Source organism: Paenibacillus amylolyticus (genome assembly GCF_036894225.1).
Taxonomy (GTDB): domain Bacteria; phylum Bacillota; class Bacilli; order Paenibacillales; family Paenibacillaceae; genus Paenibacillus; species Paenibacillus amylolyticus.
Map to the genome: position 1 here is coordinate 6,115,716 of NZ_CP145892.1, position 19,194 is coordinate 6,134,909.

Annotated in this window: 12 protein-coding genes; 3 read left to right on the forward strand and 9 right to left on the reverse strand. The window is 47.7% G+C overall.

The window, feature by feature from the left end:
- Positions 1-54 precede the first annotated feature (54 nt).
- The 6 genes from V6668_RS27075 to uvrB form a co-directional block, all read right to left on the reverse strand.
- Positions 55-2,568, reverse strand: coding sequence for a U32 family peptidase (locus tag V6668_RS27075; RefSeq protein WP_017692029.1), 2,514 nt, complete (start codon positions 2,566-2,568; stop codon positions 55-57).
- 502 nt (positions 2,569-3,070) lie between these two features.
- The gene (locus tag V6668_RS27080) at positions 3,071-5,023 is read right to left on the reverse strand and encodes a stalk domain-containing protein (RefSeq protein ID WP_338707138.1); all 1,953 of its coding nucleotides are present in this window, start codon (positions 5,021-5,023) and stop codon (positions 3,071-3,073) included.
- Positions 5,010-6,179 (reverse strand): S1C family serine protease, encoded by a 1,170-nt coding sequence (locus tag V6668_RS27085; RefSeq protein ID WP_036667713.1) that lies wholly within the window; start codon positions 6,177-6,179, stop codon positions 5,010-5,012. Before V6668_RS27085 ends, V6668_RS27080 begins: the two co-directional genes overlap by 14 nt.
- Before the next feature lie 462 nt (positions 6,180-6,641).
- The gene (locus V6668_RS27090) at positions 6,642-6,854 is read right to left on the reverse strand and encodes a hypothetical protein (protein ID WP_017692026.1); all 213 of its coding nucleotides are present in this window, start codon (positions 6,852-6,854) and stop codon (positions 6,642-6,644) included.
- A 338-nt stretch (positions 6,855-7,192) separates the two neighbouring features.
- On the reverse strand, positions 7,193-10,051 hold the full coding sequence (uvrA, locus tag V6668_RS27095; RefSeq protein ID WP_036667714.1) for an excinuclease ABC subunit UvrA: 2,859 nt from the start codon (positions 10,049-10,051) through the stop codon (positions 7,193-7,195).
- 506 nt (positions 10,052-10,557) lie between these two features.
- The gene (gene uvrB, locus V6668_RS27100) at positions 10,558-12,549 is read right to left on the reverse strand and encodes an excinuclease ABC subunit UvrB (RefSeq protein ID WP_338707140.1); all 1,992 of its coding nucleotides are present in this window, start codon (positions 12,547-12,549) and stop codon (positions 10,558-10,560) included.
- 169 nt (positions 12,550-12,718) lie between these two features.
- On the opposite strand from uvrB, the gene V6668_RS27105 reads away from it, so the two are divergent.
- Entirely contained in the window at positions 12,719-13,516 is a 798-nt protein-coding gene (locus tag V6668_RS27105; RefSeq protein WP_036612388.1) for a flagellar motor protein, read from the forward strand.
- Positions 13,500-14,342, forward strand: coding sequence for a flagellar motor protein MotB (locus tag V6668_RS27110; RefSeq protein ID WP_338707142.1), 843 nt, complete (start codon positions 13,500-13,502; stop codon positions 14,340-14,342). The genes V6668_RS27105 and V6668_RS27110 overlap by 17 nt, the downstream gene beginning before the upstream one ends.
- A 100-nt stretch (positions 14,343-14,442) precedes the next feature.
- Here the strand turns inward: V6668_RS27110 and V6668_RS27115 are convergent, their stop codons facing one another.
- From V6668_RS27115 to V6668_RS27125, 3 genes are read right to left on the reverse strand one after another with little or no spacing between them, the layout of a single operon-like run.
- Positions 14,443-15,621 (reverse strand): ABC transporter permease, encoded by a 1,179-nt coding sequence (locus V6668_RS27115; RefSeq protein WP_338707143.1) that lies wholly within the window; start codon positions 15,619-15,621, stop codon positions 14,443-14,445.
- Entirely contained in the window at positions 15,614-16,810 is a 1,197-nt protein-coding gene (locus tag V6668_RS27120; protein ID WP_338707144.1) for an ABC transporter permease, read from the reverse strand. Before V6668_RS27120 ends, V6668_RS27115 begins: the two co-directional genes overlap by 8 nt.
- A gap of 12 nt (positions 16,811-16,822) precedes the next feature.
- Positions 16,823-17,758 (reverse strand): ABC transporter ATP-binding protein, encoded by a 936-nt coding sequence (locus tag V6668_RS27125; protein WP_076319181.1) that lies wholly within the window; start codon positions 17,756-17,758, stop codon positions 16,823-16,825.
- A gap of 211 nt (positions 17,759-17,969) precedes the next feature.
- Here V6668_RS27125 and V6668_RS27130 point away from each other — a divergent pair, with 211 nt between their 5' ends.
- Positions 17,970-19,181: a sensor histidine kinase gene (locus tag V6668_RS27130; protein ID WP_076319182.1), complete on the forward strand. Its 1,212-nt coding sequence runs from the start codon at positions 17,970-17,972 to the stop codon at positions 19,179-19,181.
- The last annotated feature ends 13 nt before the right edge of the window (positions 19,182-19,194 follow it).

The window sequence follows — 19,194 nt, forward strand, 5'->3', positions numbered from 1 at the left end:
AGATTGGGGTTGCTTCATGCTTGATTGTAAATGTTGATGTAACATACAATCTGTTTATTTCACCAATTGACCACGTGTAACTCCCAGTTGGTTTGTTGCTTTGAGTGTTTTCCAAACTTGTGTACCACTGATCTCGCCGCGCAGTGCGCGGTTGTACAGATCGATAACTTCGCGTACCTGCTCCGGTGTCTCTTCCAGGAATTCCACACGGTAACGGGATACACCCAGATCCATAAAGTTGGTCAGATACTCGGCACCTGACTGTTCCACTGCATTGTACACGGTATTACGGCAACCTTCATCCACACGTACCGGGTGGGACATGCCAATCCGGTCTTGCAGTGATGCACGCTGTTCCTCACAAGGACGGCCACAGTTCGTGAAGTCCGTACCCTCACTCATGAACGTACAATACACACAGTGCTCGGTGTGGAACATCGGCAGATGCTGATGGATAACCACTTCGGTCTGACTTGTACGGGAGTGACCCAGCAAATCAACCATTTGTTGAATGTTCAGGTCATAGGATGGCGTAATCCAGTCACATCCGGCTTCCAGGAACAATTCTACTGCTTTGTGATTGGCGATGTTCAATGAGAAGTCGCCGATCAATTCCGGGTGCTTCGCATCCGGGTTTTCCATCCGGTGACGCAGGTAGAAGTACAGTGCGCCTGTATTACGTACCAATACCGCATCCGGCTTCAGACGCAAGATGTTGTTGTGATATCCGTTCTCCCCAGGCATGTGAATACGCGGTGTTGCCAGCGCGATCTTGCGACCAGCGGCATGCACAGCTTCCACGGCTGCCGGGAACTGTTTGATAAACTCGAAGTCGGCATAGATCATACCGATTCCTGCTTCAATCGCTGCCTCCACTTGTGGCAGGCTACGGCAGAGTGCGGTCAGTTCTGCTTGACCACGAGCGACTGGTGATGCCGGTTTAACCGAATCGCCGTACACATCTACCGCGCGTTTCACGTAGACGGGCGGTTTAGGACGCTCGCCCGCGAGTTGTTCTACCGCCTGACGACGAATGTTATTCAACTCACGCATCGGGATGATAACGTCACCGTGCAGATTGACGTCCATTCCTTCCAACTGGAACACAGTGCCTCCCAGACGACCGAACTGCTCTTCGAGCAATTCATGTGTCATTGGACGCTTCTGGGCGATGTCCAGTTCCATCTCGGAATCAATACGGACGGTCGTGCCTTTCTGCACGTCTGTCCACCATGTGCTAAGCGGCTGCCCCGGGCTGCCGATGACCTTCACCTTCACTGGGAATACACGGTACGGCTTCTCGGTCTCGAAGCTTTGACGCAGACGTTTGTCCAGCGCCGGGTCATTCGTTTTCCACACTTTGTCGCCAACTTTCACGCGGCGCAGATCTACGTCACTGCGGCCTGGCACAACGTCAACGATCCATCCCTCTTCGGCTTCGCCTTCGAGTTTTACACCTTTGCGACGCACATCGTATACCCGTCCGCCTTCTTCCTTCTGAGTCGGGTCTCCGGCGTCAAATACAATTCCGTCTCCACGTTTCACAGGTGCATCCAGTTTCAGGACCACACCATCGCGCAACACTTGATCTACACGACCGAGGTAGACACCACGGCTTTTCGGGAACGTTCCATCCACCAGTTCTTTGTTGTTTGTACCGCTCAGGAAACCATGTGTGAATCCACGGGAGAAGCTTTGCTGCAATTCGCGAACTTCTTCCTTGCTTGGCGGTGTGTTATCTCCATCAAAATAACGGTCAATCGCTTTACGATATTTGCTTACTACGTTTGCTACGTATTCCGGCGTTTTGAGACGTCCTTCAATTTTGAAAGAAGTTACTCCTGCTTCGATCAGTTCCGGCATCAGGTCAATCGCTGCCAGATCTTTCGGAGACAACAGATAGGCTACATCACCCATCGGTTTGTGCACCCCATCCACCATCAAGTCATATGGAAGACGACAAGCTTGTGCGCACTCCCCGCGGTTCGCCGAACGTCCTCCCCACATTTCGGAAGTAAGACACTGCCCCGAGTAGGATACACACAGCGCACCATGAACAAATACTTCCATTGGAAGTTTTGCCTGCTCACCGATCTTCTGGATCTGCTTCAGGTTGTTCTCCCGTCCCAGAACGACACGTTCCATATCAAACGGCTTCGTAAACTCGACCGCTTCCGGGGACGTAATTGTCATCTGTGTTGAACCGTGAATCGGGAAATCCGGCGAGATCTCGCGGATCATCTTCACCAGACCCAAATCCTGAACAATTACAGCGTCCACACCTGCATCAACACATGCATCAATTAGTTCTTTTGCATCCGTCAATTCATTTTCAAAAATCAATATATTAAAGGTCAAGAACCCTTTTACGCCATAACTGTGCAAAAACGCCATTATCTCCGGCAGCTCGTCCATACGGAAATTGTTCGCTCGTGCCCGTGCATTAAACTTTTCGACTCCGAAGAAAATTGCATCTGCGCCATTAGCTACCGCCGAACGCATACAATCCCAGTCACCAGCCGGTGCCAGAAGTTCAACGTCTTCTCTTCGTATTGTTGCTGTTTTCATGTAGATCCTCCCCATAACCGGCTATCCGCCGGATTTCATCCCTATATCCTTAAACGCCTGAACATACTAAGCCTAAGACTGCACCTTATCGGGTACACCTGCATTGTCACGGTATTACAATATCTATCTATTATGACTGTATTGCCTGAACTCCAAGCTTACAGTCATTCCTATTAATCAGATCAGTAGTCATAACTCCTGAACTAGTATAGTGTACCACTTCTGCACCGACTCTTCTACGTTTTCCTGAAAAAACCGTTTACCATTTTCATTTCCATTAAGATTTACACTAGACACTTCGATTGCAGTACCATCTTCCGATCGCTGTTACCCCCAGATTTTTTTATTTCCTTTTCTAAAGGGGAAAAATCTGGTGATAAACGCGCACGCTTCGCTTCTTCAGATCGGTTCTGCACTCTTCGTTCCAGTGTAAATATTTAATTTATCTTATACAGAAAACAAATAAGCCGAAAGGTCTTTTGACCCTCCGGCTCCACTACAATTATTTAATAAAAGTAAATGAGTTCACTGCTTTTTCCAAGGCTGCCGCCTGAACTTCTGTCTTGTTGGCATCATTCAGCCCACTTGTGATGGTATAGGTTGTTCCGTCCTTTTCAAACACGATCTGACGACCCGCATATGGCACGCCTTTGTCCAGCTCATGATACGTAAAGGAAAATGCAGGCACACCCGCAAACGTCAGCTCTTCACTGCCAAGCAACTTGAAGTTCTTACGGGTTTTGGTGGCTTCGGCATAGGCTTCTCTCAATTGGCTGACCGTCATCTCGATCGACTTGTCTTCGCTCGCCGCAATGGAGAATTCTCCGCCAGTAAAGGTGTACACCACAGGTGAATATTCGAATCGATCACTATACGGCGTCCAGTAACGCGGAATATCTACACTGTATTTATAACGTTTGGACGTACGTGTAAGTGTCTTCGTTTTGTCTGTCAAATAAGGATCTTCATCCAGCTGACCGAAATTATCGGCAACCGTATCAAAATCAATCTCCACACTCTTCATAATCCGTTCAAACCATGCCCGATCTGCACTTTGCTCCTCAGGGAACGTATACTCTGCATAATACCGATACCCATTCTTCTGCAAAAGAACATCGAACTCGGTCTGCCAGCCCCCGCCAAAGTTATAACGGAATTCATTCACCTCAGCAGTTTCTCCCGAGATATCCATCGTATATGAACCAATTGGCTCGTAACTCTCTGGTGTAAATGTCTCGCGCATCCACTTATCCAGTTGGCCGCTCCAGTCTTTTACCGTTGTACCTGCCTTCGCCGAAGTGACACGCCATTGCAGATACGCACCATCCTTGGCTTCATAGATCATCTGATTGTTATCCATCGACCAGCCGGCTGGAATCTTCAATTCAATACCATAGTCATCGTTCCACGCGGAGCGCATGCCATTATCTACGGTGGACAGATCCTTAATCGTTCGATCCGACTCTGCATAGGTTGGCTGGAATGAATTGAGTAGCGCTGCACGTTTGCCTAGATCTTTATAATTCAGGGCTTCGTAATCTGCGAGGTACACATCATATTGACGGCCTTCGCTCAGATACTGACGCATCTCCCATAACATGCCGTCTACATCCTTCACGATAATCCGTGCATAAGGTGTTTTGCCTTTCGACACCGCTTGACGATCCAGCACCGTATCTCCCGATTGTTTGGCCTCCTGGACGAGTTGCTGCAACAAATCATCCGCATCCAGAGCCACATCCTGATCGCTGACATACACTTCAAGATAATAACTGTTGTCCGCAGCGCCAAAAGTCATCATGCGCTCCTGCTCACCGGTCTGGAAAACTATAAGGTCTGCCGGGTAGTTAATGGACCAACCGTAAAAACTGTTGCCGATTCTGGTTTTGCCTTCATCCGGATGAATGCCATCCTCATCATCCACCGAATCATCGGTTTGCAACAGACGAATGACCATTTCTCCGGAGCTGGTTGGAGCTAGCGTCGCCCCAATACCGGCAGCAACCGGACGAAGTGGAACCATAAGTACGCCATTCACCATCTTGGGAGCGATACCCATCTCATGTTTTACACCATCCACCCAGGCAATTGAACTGCCAATCGTTAGAGTCACAGTGTGCGGGCCTTCCTTGATTTTGACAACATCATTTTTCTCCAGCCGGATTTCACTGCCAAATGCTTTCTTGAATACACCGACAGGTACCATCGTTACACCCTTGAACTTGTAAGGTTTGGCTATGGCCTGCTTATCGCCGTTAATGTAGGCGCTCGTGCTACCCGCTTTGACACGCAGTTCACTTGTCGTCAGATCAGATGCCCATACAGGCAGTGCCGCGCCAATGGTCAGCATCCCGGTTAATACACCTGTGCTTAGCACACGTATCCATGACTTTTTCATTCCGTTCTTTCGTCCTCTCTCCATCCGGGCTGATCGCCGGGCTTTATTGTTCTTCATCTGCAAGGAACGCCTCATCTTCCTCGTCTACGATGTCTGCGCGATCAGCAAGCACCAACGTACGGGTGACGATATCGCCATCCGATTGCATCAACAGCTTTACCTTTTGCCCAGGCAGATACTTTTTGAGCAACTCATTGATATCCACTACTGAAGAGACACGTGTGCCCGCGACACTGTAAAGGACATCGCCCTCTTTGATTTTGGCTTTCTTGGCTTCTGGAGACAATACGCCCGTAATCGTTAATGGATCATCTGTAGGCAGGCCCACAATCGCAGACCAACTTTCCTCCAGCTGCAGCCCCAGACTTGCACGTTTTATTTTGCCATATTTAAAAAACTGATCGATGATATATTGAACGGTATCCACGGGAATCGAAAACCCCAAACTCTCTACGCCGACCGCAGAAAATTTCATCGAGTTGATACCAACCACTTCACCCTTCAGGTTAACCAGCGGTCCTCCGCTATTTCCAGGGTTAATGGCCGTGTCGGTCTGAATCAACCGGTAGGTCGCCTCAACACCACGATTCAAGCCGCTAATTACCCCTACCGTTGCCGAGTTGCGCAAAGAAAAGGAAATCGGCGTACCCAAGGCAATCACTGTTTCTCCAACAGTGGTTTGTGAAGCTTTGGCAAAGCTCGCCGGTTTGAGTGATTTGGCATTGATTTTGATTAGCGCCAGATCACTGAGTGCATCACTGTATATTTTCGTAATTTTGTATGTATTGCCATCCGTCGTTACGACAACCGGATTCGTTAATCCGTCGACCACATGTGCATTCGTTACAATCCATCCATTGGACCGGATAATGACACCTGTACCATGTGCAAGATTATAACGGTCGTCTGATGTTGCACCGTCCTGCACTTCGGTAGATTTCCCAATAATGCCTACGACCGAAGGAGATACCTTTTCGATCACTTTGGGAATGGCTTCACTTCCCTTGTACGTGTACGTTCCTGATTTGGCATCATATTGTCCACTTCCACCAACTGCCTTGAGCAGATCCTTGGTGTTCACATAGACTTGACCGTCTACCACTTTCGCTTGCATCGCCGCTTTGGATTCAGCTGCACCGGCCGTTGCCGCTACACTAATCGAGAGTACAGCAGCCATCAGTATGGCTATCCCCTTTTTACCCAACACGCTCATATTCTCACCTGACCCTCTCTATACATCCTTCTTGCGCGACTCGACATCGGATTCATCGCTGAATCTATTCTCTTTTTCTCTCATCTGCAATTCCGGTATCCCTCAATGTATCATACAGAATCTGGATATACAATTGTTTTAAGTCCTATTTTAGTAGAGAAGATAGAATCCTATTCAATCGTTTCAGTATAAATGAAAAAAACACCCTCCATGTCTCCCATGGAAAGTGTTCGTCTGTACCTCTTTTAGAGGTTGTTCAAAAAGTCCGCTTTTGATTACGAAGGATGCCTAGTGGCATCATCAGCATCGAATATAGAATTCAGCCGAAATGTCCGTTGCTCACGTAGTTCTCCCTACGCTCCGCTACTCCATTTCTAGCTTCATCCCATCTTCTCGGTACTGAAAACCGATCTTTTTGAACATGCACTATTGGCTTAAATCCCATTCACTTCAGCAGCATTCCTACTGAGCAAACCAACCCGTTATCATCGCATAGTCTGTCATCAGAAATACCAGTAGGCTGACTACTGCAAATCCGATCGCAAACAGATTCTTCTTCGGTGCCCGAAGAAGCCGAACAACTCCGATGAAAATCAGGATCGTAAATAAGATGACAAAAATATCAAATGCATTAAAATTCGATGTACTCGCCGTGGCAGCTTCTGCAAACAGCATGGATAGACAGACCTCCTTACCATAGTTGAACAGCTAACGCATACCCTAATATCTTCCTCTATGTTATCTGTACCCTGCTTGTAATGCAAGCCCTATCATCCATAAAAATGAAAAAAAGACAATTTGGCCGAATATTCCTGTAACGTTCGTCGCAATGCATATGTAAACACTTTCACCAAATAACCTTAGTCCGAAGGAAACACCGTGCATAACTCAAAATGAAAAACCCTTCTTCTCGGAAGTAGAGCACATCAGATCGTAATCCAACGTCTTTACCTTTTCGAAAAGAAGGGCCAATACTGCCACTTCATATTGATATAACTACTGGTTAGAGGACCTTAGTCTACTAATTGCAGTGCCTTGCTCCGCTCGGTATCCCGCTCCAGAACCGGCTTCAAGTACTTGCCTGTATAGGAAGCTTCCACTTTGATGATATCCTCAGGTGTTCCAGTTGCAACAATGGTTCCTCCACCGCTACCGCCTTCTGGACCCAGATCAACAACATAGTCTGCCGTTTTGATCACATCCAGGTTATGCTCAATCACCAACACCGATTCCCCGGAATCAACCAGACGGTGTAATACGTTCAGCAAACGGTCGATATCATCGACATGCAAACCGGTAGTCGGCTCATCGAGGATGTAGATGGTTTTCCCTGTACTGCGGCGATACAGCTCGGAAGCGAGCTTCACACGCTGGGCTTCACCACCAGACAATGTGGTTGCAGGTTGTCCCAGGTTGATATAACCCAATCCCACATCCATCAGCGTCTGCATTTTGCGATGGATCTTCGGAATGTTCTCGAAGAATTGGGTTGCATCTTCAACCGTCATTTCCAGCACATCGGAAATATTTCTGTTTTTATATTTCACTTCAAGTGTTTCCCGGTTGTATCGTTTGCCTTTGCAGACTTCACAAGGGACATAAACGTCCGGCAAGAAGTGCATCTCGATTTTGATAATACCGTCTCCACGGCAGGCTTCACAACGTCCACCTTTGATATTAAAGCTGAATCGGCCTTTCTTGTATCCACGTACTTTGGCTTCGTTCGTCTGAGCAAACAGATCCCGAATATCATCAAAGACACCTGTGTACGTAGCCGGGTTGGAACGTGGTGTCCGCCCGATTGGCGACTGGTCAATATCGATAACTTTATCGATATGTTCCAGACCACGAATCTCTTTATGTTGACCCGGGCGCACCCGAGCACGGTTCAGATCACGTGCCAGCGTTTTGTAGAGGATCTCATTGATCAATGTGGATTTACCTGAGCCAGACACACCTGTTACCGCAGTAAATACACCTACAGGAATCTTCACATTCAGATTCTTCAGGTTATTTTCTTTGGCTCCGCGTACTTCCAACCAGCGGTCTCCTACACTTCTACGTTCTGCACGAATAGGAATGAATTTGCGACCACTCAGATATTGACCGGTTAATGAGTTCTCATCGTTCATGATCTCCTCCGGTGTACCCTGTGACATAATGGTACCTCCGTGGATACCTGCACCCGGGCCAATATCAATAATATAGTCGGCAGCCATCATCGTGTCCTCATCATGTTCAACCACGATCAATGTGTTACCAATATCCCGCATATGCGCAAGGGTTGAAATCAGGCGGTCATTATCCCGTTGATGCAGACCGATACTTGGCTCATCCAGAATATACAGCACACCCATCAGGCTGGAACCAATCTGTGTAGCCAGTCTGATCCGCTGGGCTTCCCCACCGGACAATGTTCCGGCAGCACGACTCAGTGTAAGGTAATCCAGACCGACATTCACGAGGAAGCCTAGACGGCTGTTGATTTCTTTCAGAATAAGTTTGGCAATCGTCTGCTCTTTCTCACTCAATTCCAATGAATCGAAGAATCGGCCAGCTTCACCAATGGACAAACTAGTCACATACGCCATGTTGTGATCATTAATCGTAACTGCGAGACTTTCCCGTTTCAGACGCTGACCTTTACATGTACCACAAGGCTTCGCACTCATGTAACCCTCAATAAACTCACGGATACCTTCAGATGCTGTATCCCGGTAGCGACGCTCCAGGTTATTCACGATACCTTCAAAGGTAACCAGTGCTTCCTTACGTTGTCCAAAATCATTCTCATAGCGGAAACGGATTTTCTCCGTACCTGTACCCTGCAACAACTTGTTCATCTGCTCAGCTGGCAGATCTTCGACAGGTACATTTTGCGGAATGTTGAAGTGCTCACATACCGACTTCAGGAACTGCGGATAATAGGTGGATGTACCACCTGTCCAAGCATCAAAAGCTCCATCTTCGATGGTCTTAGTCCGATCTGGTACCAGCAGATCAGGGTCAACGATCATTTTGACACCTAACCCATCACAATCCGGGCAAGCCCCGAAAGGACTGTTAAATGAGAACATCCGTGGTGCAAGCTCTTCAATACTGAATCCGCACACCGGGCAGGCAAAGTTGGAACTGAAGCGCAGCTCTTCTTCGCCCATAATGTCCACAAGGAGTTGTCCACCAGACAGATTTAGTGCTGTTTCAATAGAGTCGGCCAGACGCGCCTGTACATCATCTTTAACAACAATCCGGTCAACAACGACTTCAATGGTATGCTTTTTATTTTTCTCCAATTGAATATCTTCTGACAGGTCACGCAGTTCCCCGTTCACCCGTACACGGACAAAGCCCTGCTTGGATACATCAGCAAATACACTTTTGTGCTCACCCTTACGGCCCGAGATAATGGGTGCCAAAATCTGCAACCGGGTACGCTCTGGATATTGCATAATGCGGTCAACCATTTGTTCTACGGTTTGGGAGCTGATCTCCACGCCATGGTCCGGACAATGTGGATGGCCCACACGTGCAAACAACAGACGCAGGTAATCATAAATTTCGGTCACGGTTCCTACTGTGGAACGTGGGTTACGGCTTGTTGTTTTCTGATCTATTGAAATGGCAGGAGATAATCCTTCGATGGAATCCACATCCGGTTTCTCCATCTGTCCCAGAAACTGCCGTGCGTAAGCTGACAATGATTCTACATAACGCCGCTGTCCTTCGGCATAGATCGTGTCAAAAGCCAGCGAGGACTTGCCTGAGCCACTCAGGCCGGTCAATACAACAAAGCGGTCACGTGGGATGGTAATGTCTATATTTTTCAGGTTATGCGCTCGTGCGCCTTTAATGACAATGTTATCGCTCGCCAATAGTATTCATCCTCTCAGTGTGTTAATCCAAACCTTTAAAGGCCTTTCGATCCCTCCCAAACCCTCCCTTCCAAGGGAGGGCCCCAGAGGGCGCAGCCCTCTGGACACCCGAAACAAGCGGTGCAACGGTGAGGGGTCGGGTCTTGCTATGTGAAGGGTTGTCGTGTGCCCGCGGCTCCGTATAAGGTTCCGGCTCATTGCCGGAACCTTATACGGCCGCTCTACTGCGAGGGTGCGCTCTCGGCTTCGCCCTGGTCGCGTCAGGTCGCCATTGCCTTCGGCTCGGCTCCGAGGTCAACACTGGGGCACTCTCGACTCCCAATTGCTTTCCTATAAACCTTTTAACCAATTTCAACATTTCTATCAGTATAGACTTGATTTCAAGATTTCAACATCTCTTATTATCGGTAGATATCAACGATTTCCTTACTCAACAAGAGAACGGCCAATTGGCCGTTCTCTTGTTACAGATCCATCTTAACTGGAGCATATGAATGAGCAGTATCTTATTCAGCGCGAAGTTCCAGCAACGCATCGCGAAGCTCGGCAGCACGCTCAAACTGCAGGTTTTTGGCTGCGTCTTTCATCTCTACCTCTAGGCGCTGAATAAGTGCCTGGCGATCTTTCTTCGACATCTTCTCGGCTGCGCCTGTGAGATAGTCTTTCTTGGATTCGGCAACTTTGGTTGCCTCTATTACATCACGCACTTTTTTACGAATCGTCTGTGGTGTAATCCCATGTTTCTCGTTGTACTCGATCTGGATTGCACGACGACGCTCTGTTTCCTTTATTGCTTTATCCATCGAATCCGTCACTTTGTCACCGTATAGAATAACGCGACCCTCGCTGTTCCGTGCCGCACGACCAATCGTTTGGATCAGTGAGCGTTCGGAACGCAGGAATCCTTCCTTATCGGCATCCAATATAGCGACGAGGGATACTTCCGGCAGATCGAGACCTTCCCGGAGCAAGTTGATTCCGATCAGGACATGGAACACGCCCAACCTTAAATCACGTAAAATCGCCATCCGTTCCAACGTCTTGATCTCAGAGTGCAGATAACGAACCTTGATGCCAACTTCCTTCAGATAATCCGTCAGGTCCTCGGACATCTTCTTCGTTAATGTTGTAATCAACACACGCTCGTCTTTTGCAATCCGGTCGTTAATCTCACCGATCAAGTCATCGATCTGTCCCTTTGTTGGACGCAGTTCGATAATTGGATCAAGCAGACCGGTTGGACGGATAATCTGTTGCACCATCGTATCGGTATGCTCGATCTCATACGGGCCTGGTGTAGCCGATACATAGATGATCTGATCCATCTTGCCTTCGAATTCTTCGAATTTGAGTGGACGATTATCCAGCGCTGATGGCAGACGGAAACCGTGCTCAACCAATACCGTCTTCCGCGCTTGGTCACCATTATACATCGCACGGATCTGTGGCAGAGTCACGTGAGACTCATCAACCACGATCAACATGTCATCCGGGAAGTAATCCATCAGTGTGTATGGGGTATCGCCACGTTCGCGGAAAGTCAGCGGACCGGAATAGTTCTCAATCCCCGAACAGAATCCAACTTCCTTCATCATCTCGATATCGTACCGTGTGCGCTGCTCCAGTCGCTGAGCCTCCAGCAGTTTCCCCTGTTCACGCAACACCTCAAGACGCTCCTCGAGTTCACGCTCAATGTTCACCAGCGCAACCTTCATCGTCTCTTCTTGCGTTACGAAGTGAGACGCCGGGAAGATGGCAATATGTTCACGTTCACCAATCAGTTCTCCGGTTAACACATCAATCTCCGTAATTTTCTCGATCTCATCACCAAACAATTCAACCCGAATTGCATGTTCACCCTTCGAGGCAGGGAAAATCTCAACAACATCCCCACGAACACGGAACGTACCCCGCACAAAGTTAATATCGTTCCGCTGATACTGGATCTCTACCAGACGAGACAAAATCTGATTGCGCGGTTTCTCCATGCCTACCCGAAGTGACAGCAACATGCTTGAATACGAGTGCGGTGAACCCAAACCATAAATGCAGGAAACACTCGCTACAATGATGACGTCCCTGCGCTCAAACAACGAACTTGTCGCTGCGTGCCGCAGTTTGTCGATCTCTTCATTAATACTTGAATCCTTCTCGATATACGTATCGGAGGACGGGATATATGCTTCTGGCTGAAAATAATCGTAATAACTGACGAAATACTCAACCATGTTATTAGGAAAAAAATCTTTGAACTCACTTGCAAGCTGCGCTGCCAACGTTTTATTGTGTGCAATAATCAGCGTCGGACGTTGCAGTTGGGCTATCGTCTGGGCTATCGTAAACGTCTTACCCGTACCCGTTGCACCCAGCAGTGTCTGGTATCTCTTCCCCTCCTGAACACCCTTCACCAATTCTATAATGGCTGCAGGCTGATCACCTTGGGGAGAAAACTCTGACTCGATTTCGAACGTTTTGTCGCTCATTATAATATCGCTCATTGCCGTATCTCACCCTATCGTCTAAAATAATAGTCACTATATATTGTCGAAGTTCCCCGAATTTTCATATGGGAAAACTTATAGTAATAGGAATATTTGTTCCCGTTTAATTATACCTCGTTCGTTTTAGTGATGCAAACGTGAAATGAAGATAGGAGTGGGTTAATTTATGGATATTGCGACACTTATCGGTATTATTGCCGGAATTGCCGCAGTCATTAGCGGTTTTTTGTGGGAAGGCGGCCAATTGTCTGGTCTCCTGCAAAAAACGGCTGCTTTAATTGTATTCGGTGGAACGATTGCTGCTGTGGTTGCCAGTTTCCCGGCGCATCGCCTTCGTACGATTCCAGCTGCCCTGCGTATGGCTTTTGGACGTAACAATAATGATTCAGGCTTGTGGGTTGAAGAACTGGTGGAGATGTCTTCAATCGCACGCCGCTCAGGTGTACTTGCATTGGAACGCAAGGTTATGGATCATCCGCATCCATTTTTGCAAGACGGTATCCAGATGGTTGTTGATGGTACCGATCAGGATGTGGTTCGCCAGATCCTGGAGATGGAGATTGATTCCATTGAACAAAAACATGAGGGTTACGCCAAAATATTTGAATCCGCTGGTGGGTACGCTCCAACCATGGGGATCATCGGAACCGTGATGGGACTTATTCAGGTACTTGGCAGTTTGACCGATCCAACCGGACTCGGACCTGCCATTGCTGTTGCCTTTACCGCAACCCTGTATGGGGTCGCCAGTGCCAATCTTATCTTTTTGCCCATTGCCTCTAAGATCAAATCCAGAGGTGCCGATGAAGTACAGACCATGGAAATGCTTCTCGAAGGTGTACTTGCCATTCAGAACGGTGAGAATCCTCAGCTTGTACGCAAAAGACTGGAGTCCTTCACCCTTACGCATCGTCAGCATATACGCCCCCTAGCAAAGGAGGGATTGGATGAGTCGGCGCAGTAAACGGCGCGGAAAACGTGAAACTATCGATCATCGGGATCGCTGGATGATTACTTATGCCGATCTCATAACTCTGCTTTTGATCTTTTTTGTCATCATGTATGCCATGAGCAATCTGGATTCCGGTAAATATGACGTCGTTACTCAATCGTTACAAAATACATTTAATGCGTCCGACTCAATCCTTGAGCTTGGTGAGGGACTCGGTGAGAAACCCGGTCAAACGATTACAGAGACTCCACCATCCGAGGTGCAGGGTGAAGATCCTTCAGATGGTGAAGGAAACCCTTCCGATTCCGGGACTGCAACACCAGATAATGACAACAAGCCCCTCACAGAACGGGAAGAACAGTTCAGATCACAGGAGCAGGAATTGCAAAATCTGTTCAATGTGATTACCCAATATATCGAGGATAATAAACTGGAAAATCAGATTTTTGTTGCGGACAAGCCACAGGGCCTATCCATTACACTTAGTGACCGCTTCCTGTTTGATCAGGGACAGGCCGCTCTAAAGGACGGTGCAGCACCAACGCTAAGTAAACTTGCCAGCCTGTTCCGTGATCTGAACACCGTTGTCAGCATTGAGGGTCACACCGATAATGTTCCTGTGGGAGCAAACTCCGCCTATACCGATAACTGGCAGCTTTCCGGGGAACGTGCACTGTCTGTATTACGATTTTTTCTGGATACAGAGAAACTTAACCCGGACGGATTCCAGTATGCCGGATATGCGGATACTCGCCCAACGGGTGACAACACCACAGCGGCCGGAAGACAAAAGAACCGTCGGGTTGAAATAACGGTCCTGCGTCAACTCCAACCTTAATCATCAATATCTCACATAATGCATCATTCCTTATGCAAAGAAAGCACGCTCTAACTGAATTCAATTCAGCAGAGCGTGCTTTCTTTTATGTCGTATTACCTTATGCCTCTACTCCTGGCTGGCTAGGGCGTAGAATCGCAGAGCCAACAGTCAGTAAAATGGTAGCCATGCCAAACAAAATCAATAGTGGCAATGTGATATCCGACAATGTACCGCCAGCAGAGATCGTCTCCACTGCCTGAATGGCCCATTTCTGTGGAACAAAGTTGGCGAGCTTTTGCATATAATCCGGCATCAACGAGATCGGCCAGAAACAACCACCTATCATGCAGGTTGGCATAATGACAAGTGAATTCAGCATGTTGGCATTTTTGGGATTACGGATTAAACCTGCCACGGTACTCGCGATCCCCATGGAAACCAGCATGAATGCGGCCAAGATGATGAAATGAATGCCAAAAGGAATACCGGCATCATAATGCAGTAGCCACCTGCTGACTCCCAAAACGAGAACAATCTGAATCATGCCAATGACAAAGCTACCGAGGAAGTTACCAAGCGCAATCTCATATGCACGGACGGGTGCCGTATATACTCTGGCCATCGTACGTTTCCTGCGATCTTCCATTATCATAGCCACTGCACTGGTCAACAGCCCCATCATAAACATGATTGTAAATCCAGTCACATTGTTCAGGCCTGGCTTGGGATAGATCTGCAGATCGGTGACTTCACCAGCGACTTGATGTTTTCCTATCTCCTGTAAAAGCCGTTCAAATGGCTTCTGTGTACTCGATAGTATATCTGTCTCACTTGAGACAGGACCTGTTGCCACCTTAACAGCTGAAGCAGATTGTAACAATCCGCTCGTCAAACCTTCAACTGCTGCTCGTAGGGTATAGGAACTTTCACTCATACGCAGTTCCACCAATTGAATTTCGGTTGGCTTTCCTTGTAACAGATCCTCCGTATAATGTGCCGGAATGATGATGCCAGAACTTCCTTTTTGCTGAGCGATGGCTTCCTTCACTTCTGCTTCGTTTGTCATCGGTTTGAGCAGATACTCCTCCTTGTCAGCAAGTTCATGAATCATCCATGTCCCCGCCACCCCTCCATCCTCATTCACATAGGGAATAACAGTACGTGCAATCTGCTCGCTTCCAAAAAGAGCAACCGCTCCTGTAACCACCAGGCAAGGCAGAAGCAGAAACGTAATGAAGCCCATTTTACGGCCAAGTGTACGTCTAATCATCAACCAGGCGATGTGTAGACTATTCATATCGGTATCCTGCCTTTCTATAGATCAATCCTGAGATGAGCAGTAATACAGCGCATACTACGCCTAACATTAGAATGTTATACAGGATCTCAGCTACAGGTGCATCCAGCATCATTCTCAGAAAACTTTGGAGCGCCCAGTGGTTAACCGTAAATTGGCTAAGCCGTTGTACAAAATCAATCGGAATGGGCATGAACCCACCGCTGATGAATGTCATGGCAACGATGATACCTTGTAAGGTTGCACTGGCCGATGCTGTGCTTTTGCATACCAATGCCACGATTACGCCAAGAGTCATGGATGCCAATGTGATGCATACACAAGTCAGCACAATATACCAAGGATGGGTTCCCCAATCCACACCGTAGAGCCAATATGTCATAAGGATGATCGTTGTTGCTTGTAAGAAAGCGAGCAGACTATTACCTGCAATTTTGCCAGCGAAAATAACTCCATTACCTATAGGCGCAGCCTGAAGGCGAATTAACGTTTTGTTATCACGCTCTCCAAAAAGGCTGGTACTGGTTGTCATGCCTGAGTACAACATGAACATTGCCAGCATGGAAGCTGCATAGTATTGGGAGGCACTATACGCCGTACCTGTCTTACCGGGATTAGTGACAGCAATGGAGGTTGAATTCGCCGTACCAGACTCCGAAGCAGAGGACATGGCAGCAATTACTTCCGGACCGAGCACTTTGGTAATCGCCATCTGTCGATTCCATTCATCCGTAAAACGTGTGAACAAAGTTTCACCCAAGGTATTAAGTGTGTTGTCCTTTCCTCGTATCCACTGTAACCTGGCCTCTTTCCCCATCATCACGTTTTGCTCAAAATCCGAAGGAATCATTACAGCAAAGTCCAGCTTGTCGGTACGCAGCGAATGAACGGCCTCTTCTTCAGTTGTAAAGTTCTGCACCTTGACCATCTCAGCCACTTCCGGGGATTCAACGAATGAATCCAGTGCTTGATTAACCGTACTTGATCCTCCACCAGATTCAGTACTCAAATGGATGATTCCCACACGTACAGTATCTGGAATAACATCATCCGCCGTACCCATCGTACTGGAAAGTGCCGTGCCCAATATAAAAATCAGTAACAACGGCAAAATAAACAGGTTTAACACCACAGATCGAATCTTAAGAATACGCCTTAATTCAAAGATGCAAATATGCCATATATTCATCTATTGTTCCCCCTAGTCCCGAAGCGTACGCCCGGTCAGATTGAGGAACAATGTTTCCAGATCTGGCTCTTCGACCTTGAGCGACTGAATGGCTACTTCATGTTTGCTGCAAATGAAGAGCAGATCCTGCAGATCCTGCTGTGCCGAAGGCAGCGTAATGGTCAGTGTATTCTCTGAAACGTCTACCATCCGTACGCGGGGGTGAAGTTTCAGTTCTTCCACGACGTCGGGACCGATACCGGAAGTGGAAAGCACTACTTTTTCCTCCGATGCTACCCGTTCTCTCAGCTCTGCTTCAGTCCCATAGGCAATGATTCGTCCCTGATCCATAATCGCAACCCGGTGACTAATCGCCGCCACTTCCTCCATGTAATGACTTGTATATATGATCGTTGAACCCATCTTGTTGAGTGTCCGTACCGATTCAAGAATATGATTCCGAGATTGCGGATCAATCCCAACTGTAGGTTCATCCATAATAATGAGATCCGGGCGATGTGTAATCGCACATGCGATGTTTAACCTGCGTTTCATACCGCCAGAGAAAGTCGAGGGGGCATCTTTTGCTTTATCCTGCAACCCTACAAATTCAAGGGACTCCTGCACTCTTTCCTTAAGCAATTTTCCACGCAGTCCATACAGTCTGGCAAAAAAGGTCACATTCTCCGCAGCAGACATGGTTTCGTATAAAGCCAGATCCTGCGGAACGAGTCCGATCTTGCGCTTTACTTCAAGCGGTCGCTCCTTGACCGAGATCCCATCTAATCTGATCTCACCCTGATCCATATTAAGGAGCCCTGCAATCATGCTAATGGTGGTACTTTTTCCTGCTCCATTGGGACCAAGCAATCCAAAAATCTCGCCTTTGCCAACACTAAGGTTCAAATGATCCACGGACAGCTTGCTGCCGTATCGTTTTACTACATGATCTACTTCAAGTATGCCCATCCCTTTTACGCCCCTTTTCCGTTTCGGCCTTCGCCGCTGGATTTCATAATTTTATTGTAACGGATCGCAATCTGTAGCGAAGGTACAAAAAGTCATGAATCGAAGGTGACTTAAGTCATCTCCTGATTCGAATGTTGCTTATGGTATAATCAAGGGCGCATTACCAAGAGATTTTCTACTCCACTTTTTATATAAAGGATGTCACAACCATATGCCGATGCGGTTTCTGCAATACGGATTAATTATCGTTCCAGCAGTACTGTACCTATTGATGCTGCCCTTGGAAAACGAAGCCGTCTACACCCTGTATATCATCATTGCGCTTGGACTCTCCGTGTGGAAAGATTTTAACCGTTCAAGTACACAGCAATGGCTGTTGCTTCTGGCCGAAATACTCTGGAGCTGCTGGCTGATTGCTTCGTATGGACCATTTATGTTTTTCCTCTCTCTATCCGTGCTCTACGTGTATATATACAGACTGGAGGGAAGTCGCAGATGGTTGATGTTTGCAATTCAGCTTGTCGCTAACAATCTCGCTTTGCATTGGCATTATTTTGACCCACAGGCACCGCAGCCAGGGTTAACCACACTAAATACAACCGCCACTACATTACTCTCCCCAGAGACAACTGCGATGGTTCTTGGCAACCTGCTTCTGCTCATCACAGCGGCTCTGTCCTGGCAGGGATCAAGAACGGCGAGCAGCCGCGGACAACTGGAACAAGTCTATGACGAACTTCGCAGCAAACATTACGAGCTACAAGAAACTCGTGCGCAGCTGCTGTTATTTACAAAGCAACTTGAAGGAGTGGCTCAGGCAGAGGAACGTACCCGTATCTCCAGACAGCTTCATGATGATATCGGGCATCGACTGATCCGCACCAAAATGATGTCGGAAGCCGCCCTGCTGACCCTTCCCCTGAATATGGAACAAGGAACGGAAATGGTGAGACAGATTCGCGATCAATTGGCCGATAGTATGGATGATATGCGCAGCACACTACACAAACTGCAACCTAATTCCTATGCATCCGAAGCCTACGCCCTGGATCGTCTCCTAGAGGAAGTGGGCAGAGATACCGGCGTGAAGACAAATTATGAAGTTCATGGCCCATCCCATGTGCTGTATCCCAGCATACAAATTGTTTTGTTCAAAAATGCCAAAGAAGCCTTGACCAATGCCCTGCGACACGGAAATGCTTCTTCAATCACAGTAGAGCTGGTATTTGGGGATCAGGAAGTCCGTATGAGTGTAAGTAATGATGGCAAAATCAATCCTCATTCTTCCAAGCGAAACGGCATAGGACAGGAAGGGATGCTTCTGCGCACACAAATGGTGGGAGGAGTCCTGGAGATTCAATCGGCTTATCCGTATACAGTGATTACACGCATTCCAATAACGAACCAGATGGATATACTCTGAAAAAAGGAAGTGA

What these genes read in the sequence shown, in the direction of transcription:
- V6668_RS27075 (WP_017692029.1), bottom strand. Translation starts at nt 2,568, where the DNA reads ATGAAAACAGCAACAATACGAAGAGAAGACGTTGAACTTCTGGCACCG.
- V6668_RS27080 (WP_338707138.1), bottom strand. Translation starts at nt 5,023, where the DNA reads ATGAAGAACAATAAAGCCCGGCGATCAGCCCGGATGGAGAGAGGACGA.
- V6668_RS27085 (WP_036667713.1), bottom strand. Translation starts at nt 6,179, where the DNA reads ATGAGCGTGTTGGGTAAAAAGGGGATAGCCATACTGATGGCTGCTGTA.
- V6668_RS27090 (WP_017692026.1), bottom strand. Translation starts at nt 6,854, where the DNA reads ATGCTGTTTGCAGAAGCTGCCACGGCGAGTACATCGAATTTTAATGCA.
- uvrB (WP_338707140.1), bottom strand. Translation starts at nt 12,549, where the DNA reads ATGAGCGATATTATAATGAGCGACAAAACGTTCGAAATCGAGTCAGAG.
- V6668_RS27105 (WP_036612388.1), top strand. Translation starts at nt 12,719, where the DNA reads ATGGATATTGCGACACTTATCGGTATTATTGCCGGAATTGCCGCAGTC.
- V6668_RS27110 (WP_338707142.1), top strand. Translation starts at nt 13,500, where the DNA reads ATGAGTCGGCGCAGTAAACGGCGCGGAAAACGTGAAACTATCGATCAT.
- V6668_RS27115 (WP_338707143.1), bottom strand. Translation starts at nt 15,621, where the DNA reads ATGAATAGTCTACACATCGCCTGGTTGATGATTAGACGTACACTTGGC.
- V6668_RS27120 (WP_338707144.1), bottom strand. Translation starts at nt 16,810, where the DNA reads ATGAATATATGGCATATTTGCATCTTTGAATTAAGGCGTATTCTTAAG.
- V6668_RS27125 (WP_076319181.1), bottom strand. Translation starts at nt 17,758, where the DNA reads ATGGGCATACTTGAAGTAGATCATGTAGTAAAACGATACGGCAGCAAG.
- V6668_RS27130 (WP_076319182.1), top strand. Translation starts at nt 17,970, where the DNA reads ATGCCGATGCGGTTTCTGCAATACGGATTAATTATCGTTCCAGCAGTA.